The sequence below is a fragment of the Rathayibacter sp. RFBD1 genome, from assembly GCF_002932915.1.
Lineage (GTDB): Bacteria > Actinomycetota > Actinomycetes > Actinomycetales > Microbacteriaceae > Rathayibacter.
In genome coordinates this window covers 112,627-133,346 of the sequence record NZ_PSWQ01000025.1, presented here as the reverse complement: position 1 = coordinate 133,346, position 20,720 = coordinate 112,627, and the positions used below count along the sequence as shown (strand labels likewise).

Here is a 20,720-nt window from a genome sequence, read left to right as displayed (position 1 = left end):
CCGTGGTCAGCGAGCGGAGCCGAAGAGGCTGCCGGTGGTGGAGTCGTCGGCCGGATCGAGGACCGCGCAGACGATCGTGCGGTCCCCGTGGCGCCAGCCGACCTCGGAGGGGACGAGCGAGCGGTACTCGAGGGCGGAGTCGCCGTAGGCGATCCCCATCACGGCGCCGAACTCCGGCTCGCAGCCCGCCTCGGCCTGGGCGAGCAGCGTGTTGCGGCTGGTGTAGCGGTCTCCGGGCTGCGCGAACGTGTGGAAGACCTCCAGTGCGTGCTCCTCGGCGCACGGGACGACGTCCACGTCGGCGATGCGGTCGTCGCCCGGGTCGGCCAGGCAGTCGCCGCGCCGCAGCGAGAACACGTCGGTGACGCCGGCGGTCGCCACCGTGCCGCCCTCGTCACGCACGGCCTCCGGGCCGTCCGGCCCGACGACGGAGGAGCAGCCCGAGAGGAGCAGGAGGAGCGCCGCCGAGGCGAGCGCGGCCGTCCGGCTCCTCATCGCGGCGCCACGATCGCGAGCACCTCGTCGTGCAGCAGGCCGTTGGTGGCGACGGCGCTGCCGTGCCACGGCCCGTCCTCCCCGTCGGCGGAGGTGAAGCGGCCGCCCGCCTCCTGCACGATCGGCACCAGGGCGGCCAGGTCGTAGGGCTTCACGTCGAACTCGCCCGCACCGTCGAGGAGGCCCTCGGCGACGAGCATGTAGGGCCACGCGTCCCCGTACGCCCGGTCGCGCCAGACGGCGCCGGCGAGCTCGAGCAGCTGCGGGAGACGGCCCGCGCCCTTCCACTGCTGGATGCTGTTGTAGCTGAAGGTCGCCGAGGCGAGCGTGTCGATCCCCGAGACGCGCAGCGGTCGCGGCTCGGCCCCGGCCTCCAGCTCGACGGCCCAGGCGCCGGAGCCCTCGGCCGCCCACCAGCGCGTGCCGAGAGCGGGAGCGGAGACGACTCCGACGACGGGGACGCCGTCGACCGCGAGCGCGATCAGGGTCGCCCAGATCGGGACGCCGCGGAGGAAGTGGGCGGTGCCGTCGATCGGGTCGAGGATCCACTGCCGCGAGGCCTCGCCCGAGGTGCCGAACTCCTCGCCGAGGATCGCGTCGTCCGGACGCTCGGCGGCGAGCAGCGCGCGGATCGCCTCCTCGACGGCGCGGTCGGCGTCGGTGACCGGGGTGCGGTCGAGCTTCGTGTCCACGACGAGGTCGAGCGCGCCGAACCGCTCCCGCGAGATCGCATCGGCCGCGTCCGCCAGGCGGAGGGCGAGTCGGAGGTCGTCGTCGAAGCTCTGGTCACTGCTCTGCGGGGTCACGCGACCACGATACCGGTGGGTCCCGCGGAGCCCCCGATCGCTGCCGCGGGCGTTCCGTCGCACTCGATTTGACGAGACGGGGGGAGACGCTGGTAATGTGATCCCTCGGTTCGGCACGCACGATCAGCCGGCCGGAACGCACCTCTAGCTCAATCGGCAGAGCAACTGACTCTTAATCAGTGGGTTCTCGGTTCAAGTCCGAGGGGGTGCACCACCAGCCCCGCACCTCCTCGTGAGGTGTGGGGCTTCGTCGTTCCCGGTCCGTGTCCGTTCCCGACCTCCTCCGAGCGCCCGCAGGGGGAGCGCCGGCCCGTGCTCACTCGCTGGAGGGTGCGGCGGTCGACGGGTCGAGCAGCGGCAGGACTCCGCGGAAGCCGACGCTCGTGGAGCCGATCCCGATGTCGAGCGCGTCCGAGGCCTGGCCCTGGTCGTCTGCGGCGGCGGTCAGGCTCAGGGTGATGCCCGTCCGCGTGAAGGCCCGGGCGACGGTGCTCCAGAAGAGGTCGACGTCTCCGTCCGCCGACGTTGACAGGCGCCTGAGCATCCGCACGGTGTCCGGCGCAGAATGCGGACCGACCCCCGTTCGCGTGGCAGGATCTCCGTTCGCTTCCGTTTCCCCTCCAGAAAGGACCGATGTGCCCGAAGACGTCCTCCCCGTGATCGGCTCGATCGCGCTCGCCGTGGTGATCGCGGTCGTGATCGCCGTGGTCGCGACCGCCGTCGTCGCCCTCGTGCTGCGCTCGGTCGGCAAGCGCAAGACCTGGGCGCGCCTGCTGATCCGGCGTCTGCGCATCCCGTTCCGCGTGCTTCTGATGACCATCGCGGTCTGGGCCGCGCTCGCCGCCACCGTGACGGGCGACCCCTGGCCGGGTCTCGTGCAGCGGGTGTTCCAGATCGCCACGATCGGCGCGGCGGCGTGGGTGATCGGCTCCCTGTTCGTGTTCCTCGAGGATCTGGGCGCCGAGCGCTACCGGACCGACACGGCCGACAACCGCCGGGCACGCCGCCTCCGCACGCAGATGACGATCATCCGGAGGGTCGCCGTGGCGGCCGTCGTGGTCATCGCGATCGGCGCCTCGCTGCTGACCTTCCCCGAGGCCCGCACGGCCGGTGCGAGCCTCCTGGCCTCGGCCGGCGTGCTCTCGATCGTGGCGGGCCTGGCCGCGCAGTCGAGCCTCACGAACATCTTCGCCGGGATGCAGCTCGCCTTCAGTGACGCCATCCGCCTGGACGACGTGGTGATCGTCGAGACCGAGTGGGGGCGGATCGAGGAGATCACGCTGACCTACGTCGTCGTCCACCTCTGGGACGACCGCCGCCTGGTGCTGCCCACGAACTACTTCACGACCCAGCCGTTCCAGAACTGGACCCGCACCGGGTCCGAGCTGCTCGGCGCCGTCGAGCTCGACCTGGACTGGCGGGTGAGCCCCGAGCAGATGCGCGAGGAGCTGCACCGCATGCTCGAGGAGACCGACCTCTGGGACCGGCGCACCAGTGTCCTGCAGGTGACCGACGCGACGGGCGGCTTCGTCCGGATCCGGGTGCTCGTCACCGCGAAGGACGCGCCGACGCTCTTCGACCTGCGCTGCTACGTGCGCGAGCGGCTCGTCTCGTGGCTGCACGAGAACGACCCCGTCGCCCTGCCGCGTCAGCGCGTCGAGATGGAGCGGGAGCCCGCTCCCGCCGCGACCCCGCGCCGGCACGGGTCCTCCGCCCCGGACAACCTGTTCTCGGGCGACGAGCGCTCGAACGAGCGGGGGGCGATGTTCACGGGTCTCATCGACCTGCGGGACACCCCGAAGCGGGAGCTGCCGCCGCGGGAGTGACTCCTGCGAGGACGCCGCTCGCACGGCCGCACCCGGGGTGCGCGCGGCGAGCGGCGTCCCGCAGGGCGGTCAGCGGTTCACGGAGCTCATGTCGGCGTAGCGGTCGCCGACGGGGGCCTCGAGCGAGCCGAGGACGTCGAGCTGCTCCGCGGTCAGCACGAGGGCGTCCGCGGCGGCGTTCTCCTCGATGCGCGAGACGCGCTTGGTGCCCGGGATCGGAGCGATGTCCTCGCCCTGGGCGAGCAGCCAGGCGAGCGCCACCTGCGCGGCGGTCGCGTCCGCCTCTGCCGCCACACGGTCGACGGCCTCCACGATGCGGAGGTTCGCCTCCAGCGCTCCGTCGGCGAAGCGGGGGTTGTCGCGGCGGAAGTCGTCGCTGCCCAGCTCGGCGACCGAGCGGATGCTGCCCGTGAGGAAGCCGCGGCCCAGCGGCGAGTACGGGACGAAGCCGATGCCGAGCTCGCGGAGGACCAGCAGCACCTCCGCCTCGGGGTCGCGGGTCCAGAGCGAGTACTCGGACTGCACAGCGGTGACCGGGTGCACGGCGTGAGCGCGCCGGATCGTCGAGGGCGCCGCCTCCGAGAGGCCGTAGCCGCGGAGCTTGCCCTCCTGGATCAGCTCCGCGAAGGCCCCGGCGGTCTCCTCGACCGGGACGCCCGGGTCCATGCGGTGCTGGTAGTAGAGGTCGATGCGGTCGGTGCCGAGGCGCGCGAGCGAGCCCTCGACGGCGAGCCGCAGGTTCTCCGGGGAGCCGTCGAGTCCGCGGCCCCCGTCGCCGCGGTGGCGGATCATGCCGAACTTGCTCGCCAGCACGACCTCGTCGCGGCGGCCTGCCAGCGCTCGGCCGAGCAGCTCCTCGTTGGTGTACGGGCCGTAGATCTCGGCGGTGTCGAGGAACGTGACGCCCAGATCGAGGGCGCGGTGCACGGTGCGGATCGACTCCGCGTCGTCGGTGCCGGCGCCGGTGTAGAACGCCGACATGCCCATCGCGCCGAGACCGAGGCGCGAGACCTCGAGGGCGGCGACGTCGGATCCGAGGGTGATCGTCTTCATCAGTGGGTGGTCCTCTCCTGGTACGCCGCGATCTTGATGTCGATCGCGGCGAGGCTGGCGTGTGTCCGGGCGAGCTGCGCCTCGACCTCCTCGCGGTGCGTCCGGAGCAGCGCGAGGCGCTCCGGCTCCGTGGCGGGCCCGATCCGGAGGAGCCGGGCGTACTCGCGGATCCGCGCGATCGGCATCCCGGTCGCGCGGAGCTTGGTGAGGAAGTCGACCCAGCCGACGTCGGCCGGCCGGTAGCGGCGGTGCTGCGACGAGGCGCGCTCGACCGGGTCGAGCATGAGCCCGGCGCGCTCGTAGTAGCGCAGGGTGTGCACGGTGAGACCGGTGACGGCGGCGACCTGCGAGATCGACAGCGCCTCCGGCTCGGCCGGGGCGGCGGTGGCGGTGGACATGGCGTCAACCTACGACTTCGAGTGCGCTCGAGGTCAAGCGGGAGCGGGCGACTCAGCCGACCTCGCGGCTGAAGCCCAGGAGGGCCTCGGCGATGCGGGCGTCCGCCTCCTCGTGGCTGATGGTCGCCTCGCCGTCGCCCGCCTGCGGCCCGTACCAGCCGAAGTCGGCGTGGTTGGCGCCGTCGATCTCGACGAGGTCGGCGGAGGAGGGCAGCCGGACGCTCGCGTCGGCGACCTTCTCCGGCGTGCTGAGCCCGTCCTCCGATCCGCTGACACTGAGGATGGGGAGCCCGGAGCCCGAGAGGTCGTTCGCGCAGTAGCTGCCGAGCAGCACCAGGCCCGCCACCGCCGGGTCCTCGGCCCACTGGCAGGCCTTCACGCCGCCGAGGGAGTGGCCGCCGACGAGCCAGCGGTCGACGCCCTCGGCCTGGCTGGTGAAGGTGTCGAGGGAGCGGAGGTCAAAGAAGGCCAGGTGCAGGATCGGCCGCGTGATCACGACGGTCGCCCCGGCGTCGACCAGCGGAGCCAGGGTCGCCTCGTAGGAGGAGGCGTCGACCTTCGCTCCGGGGATGAAGACCAGGCCCGTGCCGGCCAGCTCGCCGGTCGAGGTCGGCGTCATCACGAGCGCGTCGTCCGTGCGCTCGACCGCGATCGCCGGATCGGCGCGCACACGGGCGAGGGCGTCCTCGTCGGGGCCGCTGACGATCGAGCTCCAGGTGAGGAAGCCGAGGACCGCGACTCCGAGGACTCCGCCGATGCTCGCGAGAACGACGCGGCGGCGCCTCATCGGGCTGCCGCGATCGCGTCGGCCGCCTGCACCAGGGCGAGGTGGGAGAGGGCCTGGGGAGTGTTCCCCGCGTGCCGGCGGCCCTCGACGTCGTACTCCTCCGAGAGGAGGCCCACGTCGTTGCAGAGCCCGACGAGCCGGTCCATCAGGGTCCGCGCGTCGTCGATCCGGCCGGAGTCGGCGTACTGCCGGACGAGCCAGAAGGAGCAGGCGAGGAACGGGTGCTCGCCGCCCGCGAGGCCGTCGACCGAGGACTCGGTCCGGTAGCGGTGCAGCAGGCCGTCCTGCAGGAGCACGCGCTCCAGCTCGGCGACGGTGCCCAGCATCCGCGGGTCGTCGGCGGGGACGAAGCCGACCATCGGCAGCACGAGGAGCGACGCGTCGACCTCGGGCGAGCCGTAGGACTGCACGAAGTGGCCGCGCTCGGCGTCGAAGCCCTGGGCCTCGATCTCGGCGCGCACCTCGTCGCGGAGGCGCTCCCAGGTCTCTGCCGGACCGGGCAGGCCGTTCTCGCGCACGGCGCGGACGCCCCGATCGAGCGCGGCCCAGATCATGACCCGCGAGTGCGTGAAGTGCCGCGGCTCGCCCCGGATCTCCCAGATGCCGTTGTCCGGCCGCTGCCAGTTGGTCTCGACGAAGCCCAGGAGTGCGCGCTGGAGCGGCCAGGAGAACTCCGTCTCGTCCACTCCGGCCACGCGGGCCTCGTGCAGAGCGACCATCACCTCGCCGATCACGTCCGCCTGGTACTGGTCGACGGCGGCGTTCCCGATCCGCACGGGGGAGGCGCCGTCGTAGCCGGGCAGGCTCGGCATCTCCCGCTCGGGCAGGTCGCGCTCGCCGGCGAGGCCGTACATGATCTGCACGTCCTCCGGCGCGCCCGCGACCGCGCGGAGCAGCCAGGCCCGCCACTTCTGCGCCTCCTGCTCGAACCCGTGCGCGAGCAGGGCCTGCAGGGTGAGCGAGGCGTCGCGGAGCCAGACGTAGCGGTAGTCCCAGTTGCGGGCGCCGCCGAACTGCTCCGGGAGCGAGGTGGTCGCCGCCGCGACGATGCCGCCGGTCTCGTCGTCGGTGAGGGCGCGGAGCGTCAGCAGCGAGCGGACGACGGCGTCGCGGTGCGGGCCGTCGTAGTCGATCGCCGACGCCCACTCGGACCACCAGGAGAGCGTGCGCTCCAGCGCGCGGTCGACGTCGAGGCGCTTCGGCGCCCGCTGGTGCGAGGGGAACCACGCCATCGAGAGGTCGACGACCGCGTCCGCGTCGACGTCGAACTCCGCCGCGTGGGCGTGGTCGACGGCCTTCAGCCGCACTCCGCGTACCACGACCGCATCGGGCCCGGCGACGGCGACGAGCAGCGGATCCTCGTCCGTCCCCTCCTGCCGCACCCACGGCACGGTGCGGGCGTAGTCGAAGCGGATGCGCAGCTCCTGCCGCATCCGGACGGTCCCCGACACTCCGCGCACCCGGCGCACCAGCTCGGCGCGCTCGTCGCGCAGCGGCATCACGTCGACCACCTCGACGACGCCGGTGGGCGTCGTCCACCGGGTGACCAGCGCGAGCGTGTCGCCGAGGTAGTGGCGCTCGCTCGTCGCCTCCCCGTCCACCGGCCGGAGCGACCAGCGCCCCTGGTCGTCGCCGCCGAGGAGGGCGCCGAAGACGGAGGCGGAGTCGAAGCGCGGCAGGCACAGCCAGTCGATCCCCCCGTCGCGGGAGACGAGAGCGGCCGTGCGGCAGTCGGAGAGGACGGCGTAGTCCTCGATCGGGGAGACCATGCGGCGATCCTCTCAGGTGCGGCTGTGGCCTCCCAGTCAAGGCGGAGCGGGGCTCTTCAGCGCCGCCGTAGGGTGAGCCGCATGGCACAGACCGTCTCGACCTTGCTCATCCTCGGAGCGACGGGGGACCTGTCCTCGCGGCTCCTCCTCCCCGCCGTCGGCCAGCTGCTGACCCGCGAGACCGACCGGCGGGTCCACCTCGTCGGCGCGGGACGCGAGGACTGGACCCAGGAGCACTGGCACGAGGTGCTGACCGCCTCCTTCGCCACCGTCGAGGCGCAGGGCGAGGGCGTGGACGCGCTCACCTCCGGCACGCGCTACCAGCAGGTCGACGTCACCGATCCGGAGGCGCTCGCCGCACTGCTCGCGAGCTGCGCCGGTCCGGTGGCGGTCTACTTCGCCCTCCCGCCGGCGATCGCGGCGAAGGCCTGCGAGGCGCTCGCCGCCCACGACCTGCCGGAGGGCACCGTGCTGGCGCTGGAGAAGCCGTTCGGGACCGACGAGGCGAGCGCGCACGCCCTCAACCAGCGCCTCGCCGCGCTGGTCCCCGAGGACCGCATCCACCGCGTCGACCACTTCCTCGGCCGCGCGACCGTGATGAACGTGCTCGGCCTGCGCTTCGCCAACCGGATCCTCGAGCCGCTGTGGTCGGCCGAGCACATCGAGAGCGTCGAGATCGTCTACGACGAGCAGCTGGCCCTCGAGGGGCGGGCGAGCTACTACGACGGCGCGGGCGCGCTGACCGACATGATCCAGAGCCACCTGCTGCAGGTCCTCGCGGTGATCGCGATGGAGCCGCCGTCCTCGCTCGACGCGGCCGACCTCCGGGACGCGAAGTCGATCGTCCTGCGCGCCACCCGCCTGCACGGCGACGACCCCGCCGCGAGCTCGCGCCGCGCCCGCTACACAGCGGGGACGATCGACGGACGCGAGCTGCCCGCCTACGCGGACGAGAAGGGCGTGGACCCCGCTCGCCGGACCGAGACGCTGGCCGAGCTGGTCGTCGAGATCGACACCTGGCGCTGGGCCGGCGTGCCGTTCACCCTCCGCTCCGGCAAGGCGCTCGGGGAGCGGCGACGCGAAGTGGTCATCCGCTTCAAGCCGGTGCCGCACCTGCCCCGCGGCTTCGTGGGCACCGAGGCGCCGTCCGTGCTGCGGCTGTTCCTCGCGCCCGACCAGATGTCGCTCGAGCTGAACATCAACGGCCCCGGCGACCCGTACACGCTCGAGCGCGCCTCGCTGGAGGCGACCTTCGGCGCGGGCGAGCTGCTGGCGTACGGCGAGGTCATCTCGGGGATCCTCGACGACGACCCGTCGCTCTCGGTTCGCGGGGACGCCGCCGAGGAGTGCTGGCGCATCGTGCAGCCCGCGATCGACGCCTGGCACGCGGACCGGGTGCCGCTCGACGAGTACCCGGCGGGCAGCGAGGGACCCGGGAGCTGGCCGACGCTCTGACGGGCGGCCGGGGGAGGGGCGGCCGCGGGGGATCTCGAGACGGCGGCCGCGCCGCCTCCTCGATCAGCGGGAAGGGCGACGTCGCTCGTCGGGTCGGCCGGAGGGCGAGCCCGCCGGCCGACCGCTCGGGTCAGGAGCGGGTCGCGACGGGGGTGTCGACGGCGACGTCGGCGGGGGCCGGCTCCGCCCAGACGGCGATCGGCTTCGGCTCCCAGGTGAGGGCGGCCGGCTCCACCGGGGGAGTGGAGGCGCGCATCACGGGGATCGCCTCGGTGACCGGGGACGACGTCCGCTCGGCGCCGGCGCGGAGCTGCTCCTCCTGGATGGCGGCGGAGAGCTCGTGGGCGAGGGAGCGCGCGAGCATCCCGTGGAAGATCGGGTCGCGGTCGTCGTGGCTGCGGCGCGTGACGACCCAGGCGCCCTCGGATCCGACGAAGGCCGCGAGCCGCTCGTGGACGACGGCGAAGAGCTCGTCCTGCGTGAGGACGGGGGCCGCCTCGACGACCTCGGGGGCCGCCTTGCGACGCCTCAGACGAAACCTCATGACGAACCCCGTTTCCCGTGCCGGCAGCGACTGGGAACAGTGTCGCCGCCACCGGGTCGGGAGACCGGCTGACACGCCGCCCCGCGGGGAGGCGGCGCGTCAGGAGGGCCTAGCGGTCGCGCTTCTTGCCGCGCTCCTCCTTGACGATCTCCTTCGAGTCGTAGGACACGGAGCCCAGGGCGACGGTGACCGAGATGGCCCAGCTGACCCACTGGAGGGCCAGGCGCCAGTCGCGCGGGCCCTTGCGCGTGGTCTGCAGGATCGACCAGCCGCCGACGATCGCGCTGATGACGCTGGAGTTGAGGATGAACTTGCGCATGCGTGTGCCTCCCGTGTTCACCCCGACGCTAGCGGGTGCGAAAGCTCTCAGAGGAACGCTTGACAGCACCGAGGGGTTGTCCCGCTACGGTGGACCGCCGCCGGGACCCGAATCCTCGAGCCGGGGCACGCCGAGGAGAACGGGAACGACATGCGCACGGCTGTGATCGGGGCGGTGCTGCTCGTCGTCGGGGCGGTGGCCGTCGTCACGGGGGTCCTCCCGATGGACGCGCTGGGCGAGCTGGTCGAGCGGACGGCGCCGATCCTCGGCTTCGTGGTCGCGGTGACCGTGGTCGCCGAGCTGGCCTCCGAGGCCGGCGTCTTCACCGTGGTCGCCGAGCGCTCCGCCGAGTGGGGCCGCGGGCGGACCGCGGTGCTCTGGCTGCTGGTGGTGGCGATGGCCGTCGTCAGCACGGTGTTCCTCTCGCTCGACACGACCGCCGTGCTCCTGACCCCGGTCGTGGTCCTGCTCGCGGCGCACGTGCGCGTCCCGCCCCTGCCGTTCGCGATGGCCACGGTCTGGCTGGCGAACTGCGCCTCCCTCCTCCTCCCCGTCTCGAACCTCACCAACCTGCTCGCGCAGCGGCGCCTGGGGGTCGAGGGCCCCTTCGCCTTCGCCGCGCTGACCGCCGTCCCCGCGCTCGTCGCGGCCGTCGTGCCCGTGCTGATCCTCGCGATCCGCTACCGGCGCGAGCTGGCCGGGCGCTACACCCCGGGGGAGCGGACGCCGGTGGAGGACCGGGTGCTGCTCGTCGGCGCGGGGATCGTCGTGGCGCTGCTCCTGCCGGCGCTCGTCTCGGGCCTCGAGGTGTGGATCCCGGCGACGGTCGCCGCGGTCGCGCTGATCGTCCTCTTCGCGGTGCGCCGTCCCGCGGCGCTCACGCCCGCCCTCCTGCCGTGGCAGCTCGTCGTGTTCGCGTCGGGCCTCTTCGTGGCGATGGAGGCGGCGCACCAGCTCGGGCTGGGCGCGGCGCTCGCCGTGGTCGCGGGGGAGGGGAGCGGGACGCTCGACCTGCTGCGCCTCGCCGGCTCCGGCGCGGTCGCCTCCAACCTGGTCGACAACCTGCCCGCCTACCTCGCCCTCGAGCCCGTCGCGGCGGATCCGCTCCGCCTGGTCGCCCTGCTGATCGGCGTGAACGCCGGACCGCTGATCACCCCGTGGGCCTCGCTCGCCACCCTGCTCTGGCACCAGAGGCTGACCGCGCTGGGCGTGCACGTCTCGTGGCGCCAGTACGCGCTCCTCGGACTCGTCGCGGTCGTCCCGACGGTGGGCGGAGCGACGCTCGCCCTCGCCCTCGTGCAGGGCTGATCCCCCGTCCCCCGAGCGGGGCCGGCTGATAGCCTCGACGGGCACGACGACGGCTCGACCGACGAAAAGGGACCACCATTCCTCCGCACTCCGCCTCCGCCTCCTCCGCCGCTGACAGGACCGACGCCGGGACCTCGGGAGGGACCGAGCGCAACGCGTTCGTGGTCGTCTCGAACCGCCTCCCCGTGGACCGCGTCGTGGCCGAGGACGGCACCGCCTCCTGGAAGACCTCGCCCGGCGGGCTGGTCACCGCGCTCGAGCCCGTGATGCGCGCGAACGAGGGCGCCTGGGTCGGCTGGCCCGGCGTGGCCGATGAGGAGGTCGCGCCGTTCGTCGACAACGGCGTGCAGATCGTCCCCGTCGCCCTCAGCGCGCAGGAGCTCGAGGACTACTACGAGGGCTTCTCGAACGACACGCTGTGGCCGCTCTACCACGACGTGATCGCGCCCCCGACCTACCACCGCGACTGGTGGGACGCCTACGTGCGCGTCAACCAGCGCTTCGCCGAGGCGGCCGCGGCCGTGACGGAGGAGGACGGCGTGGTCTGGGTGCAGGACTACCAGCTCCAGCTCGTGCCGAAGATGCTGCGGGAGCTCCGCCCCGACGTCACGATCGGCTTCTTCAACCACATCCCGTTCCCGCCCTACGGGATCTTCGCGCAGCTCCCGTGGCGCCGGCAGATCGTCGAGGGCCTGCTCGGCGCCGACGTGATCGGCTTCCAGCGCCAGGGCGACGCGGGCAGCTTCCTGCGCGCGGTCCGGCGCCTGCTCGGCTACGACACCCGCAGCACGGTCGTCGAGGTCCCGGTCGAGGAGGAGGCCGTCGGCGGCACCCGCCGCGTCAACCGCTCGCGGCGCGGGGCGAGCGTGCGCCCGGTCGTCGCCCGGCACTTCCCGATCTCGATCGACTCCGCGTCGTTCGAGGCGATGGCGCGCACCCCCGAGATCCAGGCCCGCGCCGCCGAGATCCGCGCCGAGCTGGGCAACCCCGCGACGATCATGCTCGGCGTCGACCGGCTCGACTACACCAAGGGGATCGGCCACCGCCTGAAGGCCTTCGGCGAGCTCCTGGCGGACGGCCGCCTCACCTCCGAGGACGCGGTGCTGGTGCAGGTCGCGAGCCCGAGCCGCGAGCGCGTGGACACCTACCGGCAGCTGCGCGACGACATCGAGCTGCAGGTCGGCCGGATCAACGGCGACTACAGCACGCTCGGGCACCCGGCGATCAGCTACCTCCACCACGGCTACCCGCGCGAGGAGATGGTGGCGCTCTACCTCGCCGCCGACGTCATGCTCGTCACGGCGCTGCGCGACGGGATGAACCTCGTCGCGAAGGAGTACGTCGCCTCCCGCTTCGACAACGACGGCGTGCTCGTGCTAAGCGAGTTCGCCGGAGCGGCCGACGAGCTCAAGCAGGCCGTGCAGGTGAACCCGCACGACATCTCGGGGCTGAAGGACGCGATGGAGGCCTCGGCGCGGATGCCGCGCGTCGAGCGCACCCGGCGCATGCGCGCGCTCCGTCGCCGCGTGCTCGAGAACGACGTGGCGCGCTGGTCCGAGTCGTTCCTCTCCGCTCTCGCGGAGCACGCGGCCGGCCAGCAGCTCGACGTGCGGCCCGCCGCCCGCGGGCAGGAGGCGCCGCACGGCCAGGAGGCCGAGCACCGCGACGACGCGGCCCACGGACAGGCGGCCGAGCTCGAGCGGGAGGCCGCCGACGACCGCGAGCTCGACGGCGGCGCGCGATGAGCGAGGGAGTGCCCGAGCGGCTCGCGGCGGCGCTGCGGGAGCTCGCCGCGACCGAACGGCTCCTGGTGGCCCTCGACTTCGACGGCACCCTCGCGCCCGAGGTCGACGACCCCGCCCGCGCGCGGGCGCTCCCCGAGGCGCGCGAGGCCGTGCTGCGGCTCCTCGCCCTCCCCGGCACCCGGGTCGCGCTGGTCTCCGGCCGGGCGCTCGGGAGCCTGGAGGAGGTCTCGCAGCTGCCGGACGAGGCGCTGCTGGTCGGCTCCCACGGCATCGAGATCCGCCTCGACCCCGAGGAGGACGCGGTCCGGCTCGACGACGACGAGCTCGAGAAGGTGGGAGTGCTCGAGGACGTCCTGAAGGGCATCGCCCGCGGGATCGACAACGTCTGGATCGAGGACAAGCCCGCCGGCTTCGCCCTGCACACCCGCCTCGCGACCGAGCGCCACAGCCGCGTCGCCCACGTCGTCGCCCTCTCCGAGGCGCGCGCCGAGGTGCAGGGGGTCACCGTCCGCGAGGGCAAGAACGTCCTGGAGTTCTCGGTCCGCTCGACCACCAAGGGCGAGGCCGTGCAGCACCTCCGCCGCTACACCGGCGCGACCGCCGTGCTCTACGCGGGCGACGACGTGACGGACGAGGACGCCTTCGCGGTCCTCGGCTCCGGCGACGTCGGCATCAAGAGCGGCGAGGGCACCACCGCGGCCTCCTACCGGGTCCGCGGTCCCGAGCAGGTCGCGCACGCACTCCGGCTGCTCGCCGACCTGCGCGCGGAGTAGCAGCTCCCTCCCGGCGGTCAGCGCCGGCGGGTCCCGGATCGCCGACTCGCCGAGGACGGCCGTCCGCCGACGCGGGGAGCAGCCGTTCGCGGCGGGTCGGAGATCCGCGGGGACGTCCGCATCCGGTGCCGCTGCCGGAGGCCGGGGCCGGGACGGGTGCGCGGGCCGGTCCGGGTCCGCCCGGCGAGCAGGGGCACCGCGCGCGAGGCGGTAGCCTCATCGCATGCCGGAAATCGATTGGAAGCCCCGCTCGCGCACCGTCACGGACGGCATCGAGGCCACGACGTCGCGCGGGATGCTGCGGGCGGTCGGGATGGGCGATGACGACTGGGAGAAGCCCCAGATCGGCATCGCGTCCTCGTGGAACGAGATCACCCCCTGCAACCTCTCGCTCGAGCGCCTCGCGCGCTCCGCGAAGGAGGGCGTGCACTCCGGCGGCGGCTACCCGCTCCAGTTCGGCACCATCTCCGTCTCGGACGGCATCTCGATGGGCCACGAGGGCATGCACTTCTCGCTCGTCTCCCGCGAGGTCATCGCCGACTCCGTCGAGACCGTGATGATGGCCGAGCGCCTGGACGGCACCGTCATGCTGGCCGGCTGCGACAAGTCGCTGCCCGGCATGCTGATGGCCGCGGCCCGCCTCGACCTCGCCGCGGTGTTCGTCTACGCCGGCTCGATCGCTCCGGGCTGGGTCAAGCTCTCGGACGGCACGGAGAAGGACATCACGATCATCGACTCCTTCGAGGCCGTCGGCGGCGTCAAGGCCGGGATCATGTCCGAGGAGGACGCCAAGCGCATCGAGTGCGCCTTCGCCCCGGGCGAGGGCTCCTGCGGCGGCATGTACACCGCCAACACCATGGCCAGCGTCGCCGAGGCGCTCGGCATGAGCCTGCCCGGCTCCGCCTCGCCCGCCGCGGCCGACCGCCGCCGCGACTACTTCGCCCGCAAGTCCGGCGAGGCCGTCGTCGAGCTGCTGCGCAACGGCACCACGGCCCGCGACATCCTCACCAAGGAGGCGTTCGAGAACGCGATCGCGGTGGCGATGGCCTTCGGCGGGTCGACCAACGTCATCCTGCACCTGCTCGCGATCGCCAACGAGGCCGAGGTCGACCTCACGATCGACGACTTCAACCGCATCGGCGACACGATCCCGCACATCGGCGACCTCAAGCCCTTCGGCAAGTACGTCATGAACGACGTCGACCGCCACGGCGGCGTCCCGGCCGTGATGAAGGCGCTCCTGGACGCCGGGCTGCTCCACGGCGACTGCCTGACGGTCACCGGGAGGACGGTCGCCGAGAACCTCGCCGCGATGGACATCGCACCGCTGGACGGCGAGGTCATCCGCACCCTCGACAACCCGATCCACGCGACCGGCGGGCTCACCATCCTCAAGGGCTCGCTCGCCCCCGAGGGCGCGGTCGTCAAGACCGCCGGCTTCGACGCCTCCGTCTTCGAGGGTCCGGCCCGCGTGTTCGAGCGCGAGCGCGCCGCGATGGACGCTCTGACCGAGGGCCGGATCGAGAAGGGCGACGTGGTGGTCATCCGCTACGAGGGCCCCAAGGGCGGCCCCGGCATGCGCGAGATGCTGGCCATCACCGCCGCCATCAAGGGGGCCGGGCTCGGAAAAGATGTACTACTGTTGACGGACGGACGATTCTCAGGCGGCACAACCGGCCTGTGCATCGGCCACATAGCTCCCGAATCGGTGGACGCAGGTCCCATCGCATTCGTTCGCGACGGAGACCCGATTCGGGTCGACATCGCCGCTCGCTCGATCGACCTACTCGTCGACGAGTCCGAGCTCGCCGCCCGCCGAGAAGGCTGGGCCCCTCTCCCTCCGCGCTACACCCGCGGTGTCCTCGCCAAGTACGCCAAGCTCGTCCGCTCGGCAGCCGAGGGCGCCGTCACCGGGTGACCCGGCCCGCTCCGGCCGGCCGCGCACTCGCGTTCCCGGGCACTCGCCTCCGGCTCTGCCCGCCGCCGCACCACCTCCTGAAGGAATCGACACCCGCATGACTCCGGATCCGTCCGCCGTGCAGCCCGCACCGACGCCCCAGCCACCCCGACCCGCCCACGCTCCCGGGGCCGCCCCCGCGGCCGAGGTCCTCACCGGAGCGCAGGCGGTCGTCCGCTCGCTCGAGATGCTCGGGATCGAGGACGTCTTCGGCCTGCCCGGCGGCGCGATCCTCCCGGTCTACGACCCGCTGATGGACTCCTCGAAGATCCGGCACATCCTGGTCCGCCACGAGCAGGGCGCCGGCCACGCCGCCGAGGGCTACGCCTCGGCGACCGGCAAGCTCGGCGTCTGCATCGCGACCTCGGGCCCCGGAGCGACCAACCTGGTCACCGCGATCGCGGACGCCTACATGGACTCGGTTCCGATGCTCGCGATCACCGGCCAGGTGTTCTCGACGCTCATGGGGACCGACGCGTTCCAGGAGGCGGACATCGTCGGCATCACGATGCCGATCACGAAGCACTCCATCCTCGTGACGCGCCCCGAGGACATCCCCTCGGCCCTCGCCTCCGCCGCGCTGATCGCCACCACCGGCCGCCCCGGCCCCGTGCTGGTCGACATCACGAAGGACGCGCAGCAGGACCAGGCGCCGTTCCTCTGGCCGCCGAAGATCGACCTGCCCGGCTACCGCCCGGTCACGAAGGCCCACGGCAAGCAGATCCAGGCCGCGGCCCAGCTGCTGGTCGAGTCGAGGAAGCCGGTGCTCTACGTGGGCGGCGGCATCATCCGCGCCCGCGCGGCCGCCGAGCTGAAGGCCTTCGCCGAGGCCTGCGGCGCCCCCGTGGTGACCACGCTGATGGCGCGCGGAGCGTTCCCGGACTCGCACGAGCAGCACCTGGGCATGCCCGGCATGCACGGCACCGTCCCCGCGGTGCTCGCGCTGCAGGAGGCGGACCTGATCCTCGCGCTGGGCTCGCGCTTCGACGACCGCGTGACCGGCAAAGCGGCGCTCTTCGCGCCCCACGCCAAGGTCGTGCACGTCGACATCGACCCGGCCGAGATCTCCAAGATCCGCACCGCCGACGTGCCGATCGTGGGCGACCTGAAGGACGTCCTCCCGGACCTCACCGACGCGTTCGCCAAGGCCTCCGCCGACGGCCGCGCCGACACCTCCGAGTGGTGGAGCTACCTCAAGGGCCTGCAGACGGAGTTCCCGCTCGGCTACACCGAGCCGAACGACGGCCTGCTCTCGCCGCAGTACGTCATCAAGCGCATCGGCGAGATCACCGGCCCCGAGGGCGTCTTCGCCTCCGGCGTCGGCCAGCACCAGATGTGGGCGGCGCAGTTCATCAAGTACGAGCGCCCCAACTCGTGGCTGAACTCCGGCGGCGCCGGCACCATGGGCTACTCCGTGCCCGCGGCGATGGGCGCCAAGGTCGGCGAGCCCGAGCGCACCGTGTGGGCGATCGACGGCGACGGCTGCTTCCAGATGACCAATCAGGAGCTCGCCACCTGCACGATCAACGACATCCCGATCAAGGTCGCGGTGATCAACAACTCCTCGCTCGGCATGGTGCGCCAGTGGCAGACCCTGTTCTACGAGGGCCGCTACTCCAACACCGACCTCAACACGGGTCACGACACCGTCCGGGTGCCCGACTTCGTGAAGCTCGCCGACGCCTACGGCGCGCTCGGCATCCGCGTCACGAAGCCGGAGGAGATCGACGACGCCATCCGCCTCGCCATCGCCACCAACGACCGGCCCGTGGTGATCGACTTCGTCGTCAGCCGCGACTCCATGGTCTGGCCGATGGTCCCGCAGGGCGTCTCCAACAGCTACGTCCAGTACGCCCGAGACCACAGCCCGACCTGGGACGACGAGGAGTAGACCCGCATGACGCACCACGTTCTCTCCCTGCTCGTCGAGGACAAGCCGGGACTGCTCACCCGTGTCGCCGGGCTGTTCGCCCGCCGCGGCTTCAACATCGAGTCGCTGGCGGTCGGTCCGACCGAGCTGGCCGGGCTCTCGCGCATCACGGTCGCCGTGGACGTCGAGGACCTGCCGCTCGAGCAGGTCACGAAGCAGCTCAACAAGCTCGTCAACGTGATCAAGATCGTCGAGCTCGACACCGACCAGTCGGTCCAGCGCGAGCACCTGCTCGTCAAGGTCCGCGTCGACAACGTCACGCGCTCGCAGGTGCTCGAGGCCGTCACGCTCTTCCGCGCCCGCGTGGTCGACGTCGCGACCGACGCCCTGGTGATCGAGGTCACCGGCGACACCGGCAAGACCAACGCGTTCCTGCGGGTGATCGAGCCCTACGGCATCAAGGAGATCGCGCAGTCGGGCCTGCTCGCCATCGGGCGCGGCTCCAAGTCGATCACCGAGCGCGTCTTCAAGAACTGACCGCGAACTCTCCACTACAGAAAAGGACTCACCACGTGACCGAGCTCATCTACGACGCCGACGCCGACCTCTCCATCATCCAGTCCAAGAAGGTCGCGATCGTCGGCTACGGCTCGCAGGGCCACGCGCACGCGCAGAACCTCCGCGACTCCGGCGTCCAGGTCGTCATCGCGCTGAAGGAGGGGTCGAAGTCGACCGCCAAGGCCGAGGACGACGGCTTCGAGGTCAAGAGCGTCGCCGACGCCGCGGCCTGGGCCGACCTGATCATGATCCTCGCGCCGGACCAGCACCAGCGCGCGATCTACAGCGAGCAGATCGCCTCCGCGCTGACCGAGGGCAAGACCCTCGCCTTCGCGCACGGCTTCAACATCCGCTTCGGCTACATCGAGGCGCCCGCGGGCGTCGACGTCATCCTCATCGCGCCGAAGGCCCCCGGCCACACCGTGCGCCGCGAGTTCGTCGCCGGCCGCGGCATCCCGGACATCATCGCCGTCGAGAACGACGCGACCGGCACCGCATGGGAGACCGCGAAGTCCTACGCGAAGGCCATCGGCGGCACCCGCGCCGGCGTCATCAAGACCACCTTCACCGAGGAGACCGAGACCGACCTGTTCGGCGAGCAGGCCGTGCTCTGCGGCGGCACCTCGCAGCTCGTCCAGTACGGCTTCGAGACCCTCGTCGAGGCCGGCTACCAGCCCGAGATCGCCTACTTCGAGGTGCTGCACGAGCTCAAGCTCATCGTCGACCTCATGTGGGAGGGCGGCATCGCCAAGCAGCGCTGGAGCGTCTCCGACACCGCCGAGTACGGCGACTACGTCTCCGGCCCGCGCGTCATCGACCCGCGCGTGAAGGAGAACATGAAGGCCGTCCTCGGCGACATCCAGAGCGGCGCCTTCGCGAAGCGCTTCATCGGCGACCAGGACGCGGGCGGACCCGAGTTCCAGGAGCTGCGCGCCAAGGGCGAGAAGCACCCGATCGAGGAGACCGGCCGCGAGCTGCGCAAGCTCTTCGCCTGGAAGCAGACCGACGAGGACTACACCGACGGCAGCGTCGCGCGCTAGTCGCACCGCGTCGACCGGGGGAGCCCCGGTCCGACGAGGGACCCGTCCACCGGGATCCCCTCGCCGGGCCGGGGCTCCTCCGCGTCCGGGGCGCGCCTACCGCTCGAGCTCGCGGACGAGACGGCGGAGACCGCCCTTCGGCGGGACGAGGACGGGGTCCGGCCACCGGGGCGAGAGGTGGTCGCCGAGCGTCACCCGGCGCAGCTTGCGGCCGACGAGGGGGAGGACCCAGTCGGCCGCCCAGCGGCGCTGCTCGCGCAGCCGTGCGCGGAGGCGGAGCGGCTCGGGAGCGTCCCAGGGCCCGGTCGAGATCGTGTGCGGCACGCCGAGCGCGTCGAGCACGCGGCCGGCCAGGACGCGGTGGCCGCGCTTGGAGAGGTGCATCCGGTCGGGCGACCAGAGCACGGGGGAGTGGAACTCCCGCATCGCCCAGTAGTCGACGAGGATCGCGCCCCGCTCGCGGGCGATCCGGCGGACGGCGCTGTTGTAGAGGTGGTTGCGGCGCAGGAACATCCGCGGGGCGGGCAGTCCCGGGATGTCGACGCCGGTGAAGAGCACGAGGGAGGCGCCGGTGGTCGCGAGCGCGTCGACGAGCGCCTCGTAGCGGGTGATCAGATCGACGGTGTCGGTGCCGAGGTCGAGGATGTCGTTGCCGCCGGCGTACAGCGTGATCAGGGTGGGGCGGAGCGCGAGGCCGGGCGCGAGCTGGTCCTCGGTGATCTGGGCGAGGCGCTTCGAGCGGACGGCGAGGTTCGCGTACTCCCAGCCCGGCTCGGCCTTCGCCAGGCGCTCGGCGACGCGGTCGGCCCAGCCGCGCACCCCGTTCGGCAGGCGCGGGTGCGGGTCGCCGACCCCCTCCGTGAAGGAGTCGCCGAGGGCGACGAAGCGGCGGCGGCGGTCGTCCATCCGCTCAGCCTCGCCCCCGGGGGAGGACGCGGGGTGTCCGCCGGGTGTCGGGGAGGCGGCGGCGGGCTCCGAGCCTCCTGCGAGGTGCGCGCGGCTAGGGTGTTGCGGTGATCGAAGGTGGACCGGGCCGCTCCCCGGAGGACGACGACGCGGCGAACCCGCCGGCAGACCGCGGGCCGGACGCCCGCCCGGAGGACGACGCGGACGACGAGGCCCTGGAGTGGGCGGGCGAGGGCGCGGACCCGACGCTCGCCGCGGGGACGGCGCGCGTGCGCCGGACGCCCCGCACGGTCGCGGGGGCGGGCCCGGCGGACGACGGCTCGGACGACGACGACTCCGAGGACGAGGACCCCGACGACGAGGCCGCGTCCTCGTCCGCTCTGCTGATCGCCGCGGGCATCGCGGCCGGCCTCTACCTCCTGTACGCCATCGCCTGGGCGATCACGGCGACGCGGCAGTCGCCGGTCGCCGCGGCCGGCTTCGCGGGCGATGCGCTCGGCGGCGCCCTCTACTCGTTCGGGCTCTGGCTGGCGGTCCTGGCGCCGCCGGTGTGGTTCGCCGTGGTGCTCCTCGCCACCCGCGACTCCCAGGTGCGCACCCGCGTGCTCTGGCTGGTCGCCGGACTCGTCCTCCTCGCTCCGCTGCCGTTCCTCAAGGGGGCCTGATGACCGACTCGACCCGGGCCACCCTCGGCGGGACCGGCCGGCGCGACCGGCCCGGCCGTCGCCTGGCCGCTTCCGTCCTCGTCGCCGTGGTGTTCGCGCTCTTCTTCGCCTGGGACGTCTGGGAGGCGGTCGGCAACCTGATCGGCCTGCGCAGCTACGCGGCCTCCCTCGGCACCGACCTGGATCCGACGGGCTGGGCGGTGCTCCTGCTCGGCCTGGTGCTGCCGGTCGCCTGCTTCGTCGCCGCCGTCCTGCTCGGCCGCCGCCGGGGGCTCCCGGCGCGCGTCGGACTGCTCGCGGCGGCCCTCTGCCTCTCGGCGGCGCTCTCGCTCGACGTGCAGCTCGTCCTCGGCGTCGAGAGCCTGGTCTCGCTGAGCTGACCGGCGGCGTCACACGGCGCGGGGCGCGCGCACCCCTCCGCTACAGTGTCGGGGGGCTGCCGACGC

Annotated in this window: 21 protein-coding genes and 1 tRNA gene; 12 read left to right on the top strand and 10 right to left on the bottom strand. The window is 72.8% G+C overall.

Annotated features, from left to right (window positions below; genetic code table 11):
• Positions 1 to 6: 6 nt before the first annotated feature.
• Positions 7 to 495, bottom strand: a complete 489-nt coding sequence (locus tag C5D50_RS14570; RefSeq protein WP_104238162.1) for a septum formation family protein — start codon at positions 493 to 495, stop codon at positions 7 to 9.
• Positions 492 to 1,301, bottom strand: coding sequence for an inositol monophosphatase family protein (locus tag C5D50_RS14565; protein WP_104233205.1), 810 nt, complete (start codon positions 1,299 to 1,301; stop codon positions 492 to 494). The genes C5D50_RS14570 and C5D50_RS14565 overlap by 4 nt, the downstream gene beginning before the upstream one ends.
• Before the next feature lie 138 nt (positions 1,302 to 1,439).
• Here C5D50_RS14565 and C5D50_RS14560 point away from each other — a divergent pair.
• Positions 1,440 to 1,515: transfer RNA gene (locus tag C5D50_RS14560), tRNA-Lys, on the top strand.
• Positions 1,516 to 1,617: 102 nt separating this feature from the next.
• Here C5D50_RS14560 and C5D50_RS16625 read toward each other — a convergent pair.
• Positions 1,618 to 1,845 carry a hypothetical protein gene (locus tag C5D50_RS16625; RefSeq protein WP_181137358.1) on the bottom strand — a complete coding sequence of 76 codons (228 nt, stop codon included), beginning with the start codon at positions 1,843 to 1,845 and terminating at the stop codon, positions 1,618 to 1,620.
• 91 nt (positions 1,846 to 1,936) lie between these two features.
• On the opposite strand from C5D50_RS16625, the gene C5D50_RS14555 reads away from it, so the two are divergent.
• Entirely contained in the window at positions 1,937 to 3,127 is a 1,191-nt protein-coding gene (locus C5D50_RS14555) for a mechanosensitive ion channel family protein (RefSeq protein WP_258069638.1), read from the top strand.
• Between the two features lie 69 nt (positions 3,128 to 3,196).
• Here C5D50_RS14555 and C5D50_RS14550 read toward each other — a convergent pair whose 3' ends face one another.
• From C5D50_RS14550 to C5D50_RS14535, 4 genes are read right to left on the bottom strand one after another with little or no spacing between them, the layout of a single operon-like run.
• Positions 3,197 to 4,180 carry an aldo/keto reductase gene (locus C5D50_RS14550; protein WP_104283821.1) on the bottom strand — a complete coding sequence of 328 codons (984 nt, stop codon included), beginning with the start codon at positions 4,178 to 4,180 and terminating at the stop codon, positions 3,197 to 3,199.
• Positions 4,180 to 4,578 (bottom strand): MerR family transcriptional regulator, encoded by a 399-nt coding sequence (locus C5D50_RS14545; RefSeq protein WP_104283820.1) that lies wholly within the window; start codon positions 4,576 to 4,578, stop codon positions 4,180 to 4,182. Before C5D50_RS14545 ends, C5D50_RS14550 begins: the two co-directional genes overlap by 1 nt.
• 52 nt (positions 4,579 to 4,630) lie before the next feature.
• On the bottom strand, positions 4,631 to 5,365 hold the full coding sequence (locus C5D50_RS14540; protein WP_104283819.1) for an alpha/beta hydrolase: 735 nt from the start codon (positions 5,363 to 5,365) through the stop codon (positions 4,631 to 4,633).
• Positions 5,362 to 7,134 carry a glycoside hydrolase family 15 protein gene (locus C5D50_RS14535; protein ID WP_104283818.1) on the bottom strand — a complete coding sequence of 591 codons (1,773 nt, stop codon included), beginning with the start codon at positions 7,132 to 7,134 and terminating at the stop codon, positions 5,362 to 5,364. Before C5D50_RS14535 ends, C5D50_RS14540 begins: the two co-directional genes overlap by 4 nt.
• Positions 7,135 to 7,215: 81 nt before the next feature.
• Between C5D50_RS14535 and C5D50_RS14530 the strand changes: the two genes are divergently transcribed.
• Entirely contained in the window at positions 7,216 to 8,589 is a 1,374-nt protein-coding gene (locus tag C5D50_RS14530) for a glucose-6-phosphate dehydrogenase (RefSeq protein WP_181065465.1), read from the top strand.
• Positions 8,590 to 8,719: 130 nt separating this feature from the next.
• On the opposite strand, the gene C5D50_RS14525 is transcribed toward C5D50_RS14530, so the two are convergent.
• Together C5D50_RS14525 and C5D50_RS14520 are read right to left on the bottom strand one after the other, a co-directional pair.
• Positions 8,720 to 9,133: a hypothetical protein gene (locus C5D50_RS14525; RefSeq protein ID WP_104233213.1), complete on the bottom strand. Its 414-nt coding sequence runs from the start codon at positions 9,131 to 9,133 to the stop codon at positions 8,720 to 8,722.
• Positions 9,134 to 9,242: 109 nt separating this feature from the next.
• Entirely contained in the window at positions 9,243 to 9,452 is a 210-nt protein-coding gene (locus C5D50_RS14520; RefSeq protein ID WP_104223546.1) for a hypothetical protein, read from the bottom strand.
• A gap of 150 nt (positions 9,453 to 9,602) precedes the next feature.
• On the opposite strand from C5D50_RS14520, the gene C5D50_RS14515 reads away from it, so the two are divergent.
• From C5D50_RS14515 to ilvC, 7 genes are all read left to right on the top strand, one after another.
• Positions 9,603 to 10,760 carry an SLC13 family permease gene (locus C5D50_RS14515; RefSeq protein ID WP_104233214.1) on the top strand — a complete coding sequence of 386 codons (1,158 nt, stop codon included), beginning with the start codon at positions 9,603 to 9,605 and terminating at the stop codon, positions 10,758 to 10,760.
• Positions 10,761 to 10,921: 161 nt separating this feature from the next.
• The gene (locus C5D50_RS14510) at positions 10,922 to 12,505 is read left to right on the top strand and encodes a trehalose-6-phosphate synthase (protein ID WP_104250140.1); all 1,584 of its coding nucleotides are present in this window, start codon (positions 10,922 to 10,924) and stop codon (positions 12,503 to 12,505) included.
• Positions 12,502 to 13,278 carry a trehalose-phosphatase gene (otsB, locus tag C5D50_RS14505; protein WP_104262689.1) on the top strand — a complete coding sequence of 259 codons (777 nt, stop codon included), beginning with the start codon at positions 12,502 to 12,504 and terminating at the stop codon, positions 13,276 to 13,278. The genes C5D50_RS14510 and otsB overlap by 4 nt, the downstream gene beginning before the upstream one ends.
• A gap of 223 nt (positions 13,279 to 13,501) precedes the next feature.
• Positions 13,502 to 15,196, top strand: a complete 1,695-nt coding sequence (gene ilvD / locus C5D50_RS14500; RefSeq protein WP_104233215.1) for a dihydroxy-acid dehydratase — start codon at positions 13,502 to 13,504, stop codon at positions 15,194 to 15,196.
• Positions 15,197 to 15,293: 97 nt separating this feature from the next.
• A complete protein-coding gene (locus C5D50_RS14495) occupies positions 15,294 to 17,126 on the top strand; it encodes an acetolactate synthase large subunit (protein ID WP_104283817.1) in 1,833 nt (610 codons plus the stop codon).
• A gap of 6 nt (positions 17,127 to 17,132) precedes the next feature.
• Positions 17,133 to 17,642 (top strand): acetolactate synthase small subunit, encoded by a 510-nt coding sequence (gene ilvN / locus C5D50_RS14490; protein WP_104223540.1) that lies wholly within the window; start codon positions 17,133 to 17,135, stop codon positions 17,640 to 17,642.
• A gap of 35 nt (positions 17,643 to 17,677) precedes the next feature.
• A complete protein-coding gene (gene ilvC / locus C5D50_RS14485; RefSeq protein ID WP_104223539.1) occupies positions 17,678 to 18,703 on the top strand; it encodes a ketol-acid reductoisomerase in 1,026 nt (341 codons plus the stop codon).
• A gap of 96 nt (positions 18,704 to 18,799) precedes the next feature.
• Here ilvC and C5D50_RS14480 read toward each other — a convergent pair whose 3' ends face one another.
• Entirely contained in the window at positions 18,800 to 19,609 is an 810-nt protein-coding gene (locus tag C5D50_RS14480; protein ID WP_104283816.1) for an SGNH/GDSL hydrolase family protein, read from the bottom strand.
• 107 nt (positions 19,610 to 19,716) lie between these two features.
• Between C5D50_RS14480 and C5D50_RS14475 the strand changes: the two genes are divergently transcribed.
• Positions 19,717 to 20,274: a hypothetical protein gene (locus tag C5D50_RS14475; protein ID WP_104283815.1), complete on the top strand. Its 558-nt coding sequence runs from the start codon at positions 19,717 to 19,719 to the stop codon at positions 20,272 to 20,274.
• Complete coding sequence (locus C5D50_RS14470; RefSeq protein WP_104223536.1) at positions 20,274 to 20,654, top strand: hypothetical protein; 381 nt, start codon at positions 20,274 to 20,276, stop codon at positions 20,652 to 20,654. The genes C5D50_RS14475 and C5D50_RS14470 overlap by 1 nt, the downstream gene beginning before the upstream one ends.
• Positions 20,655 to 20,720: the final 66 nt, after the last annotated feature.

Excerpts from the sequence above, each read along its gene's own strand:
- C5D50_RS16625 (WP_181137358.1), bottom strand. The coding sequence starts at position 1,845 with ATGCTCAGGCGCCTGTCAACGTCGGCGGACGGAGACGTCGACCTCTTC.
- C5D50_RS14545 (WP_104283820.1), bottom strand. The coding sequence starts at position 4,578 with ATGTCCACCGCCACCGCCGCCCCGGCCGAGCCGGAGGCGCTGTCGATC.
- C5D50_RS14495 (WP_104283817.1), top strand. The coding sequence starts at position 15,294 with ATGACTCCGGATCCGTCCGCCGTGCAGCCCGCACCGACGCCCCAGCCA.
- C5D50_RS14515 (WP_104233214.1), top strand. The coding sequence starts at position 9,603 with ATGCGCACGGCTGTGATCGGGGCGGTGCTGCTCGTCGTCGGGGCGGTG.
- C5D50_RS14480 (WP_104283816.1), bottom strand. The coding sequence starts at position 19,609 with ATGGACGACCGCCGCCGCCGCTTCGTCGCCCTCGGCGACTCCTTCACG.
- C5D50_RS14550 (WP_104283821.1), bottom strand. The coding sequence starts at position 4,180 with ATGAAGACGATCACCCTCGGATCCGACGTCGCCGCCCTCGAGGTCTCG.
- C5D50_RS14570 (WP_104238162.1), bottom strand. The coding sequence starts at position 495 with ATGAGGAGCCGGACGGCCGCGCTCGCCTCGGCGGCGCTCCTCCTGCTC.
- C5D50_RS14540 (WP_104283819.1), bottom strand. The coding sequence starts at position 5,365 with ATGAGGCGCCGCCGCGTCGTTCTCGCGAGCATCGGCGGAGTCCTCGGA.
- ilvD (WP_104233215.1), top strand. The coding sequence starts at position 13,502 with ATGCCGGAAATCGATTGGAAGCCCCGCTCGCGCACCGTCACGGACGGC.
- C5D50_RS14470 (WP_104223536.1), top strand. The coding sequence starts at position 20,274 with ATGACCGACTCGACCCGGGCCACCCTCGGCGGGACCGGCCGGCGCGAC.
- C5D50_RS14520 (WP_104223546.1), bottom strand. The coding sequence starts at position 9,452 with ATGCGCAAGTTCATCCTCAACTCCAGCGTCATCAGCGCGATCGTCGGC.
- C5D50_RS14530 (WP_181065465.1), top strand. The coding sequence starts at position 7,216 with ATGGCACAGACCGTCTCGACCTTGCTCATCCTCGGAGCGACGGGGGAC.
- otsB (WP_104262689.1), top strand. The coding sequence starts at position 12,502 with ATGAGCGAGGGAGTGCCCGAGCGGCTCGCGGCGGCGCTGCGGGAGCTC.
- C5D50_RS14525 (WP_104233213.1), bottom strand. The coding sequence starts at position 9,133 with ATGAGGTTTCGTCTGAGGCGTCGCAAGGCGGCCCCCGAGGTCGTCGAG.
- ilvN (WP_104223540.1), top strand. The coding sequence starts at position 17,133 with ATGACGCACCACGTTCTCTCCCTGCTCGTCGAGGACAAGCCGGGACTG.
- C5D50_RS14535 (WP_104283818.1), bottom strand. The coding sequence starts at position 7,134 with ATGGTCTCCCCGATCGAGGACTACGCCGTCCTCTCCGACTGCCGCACG.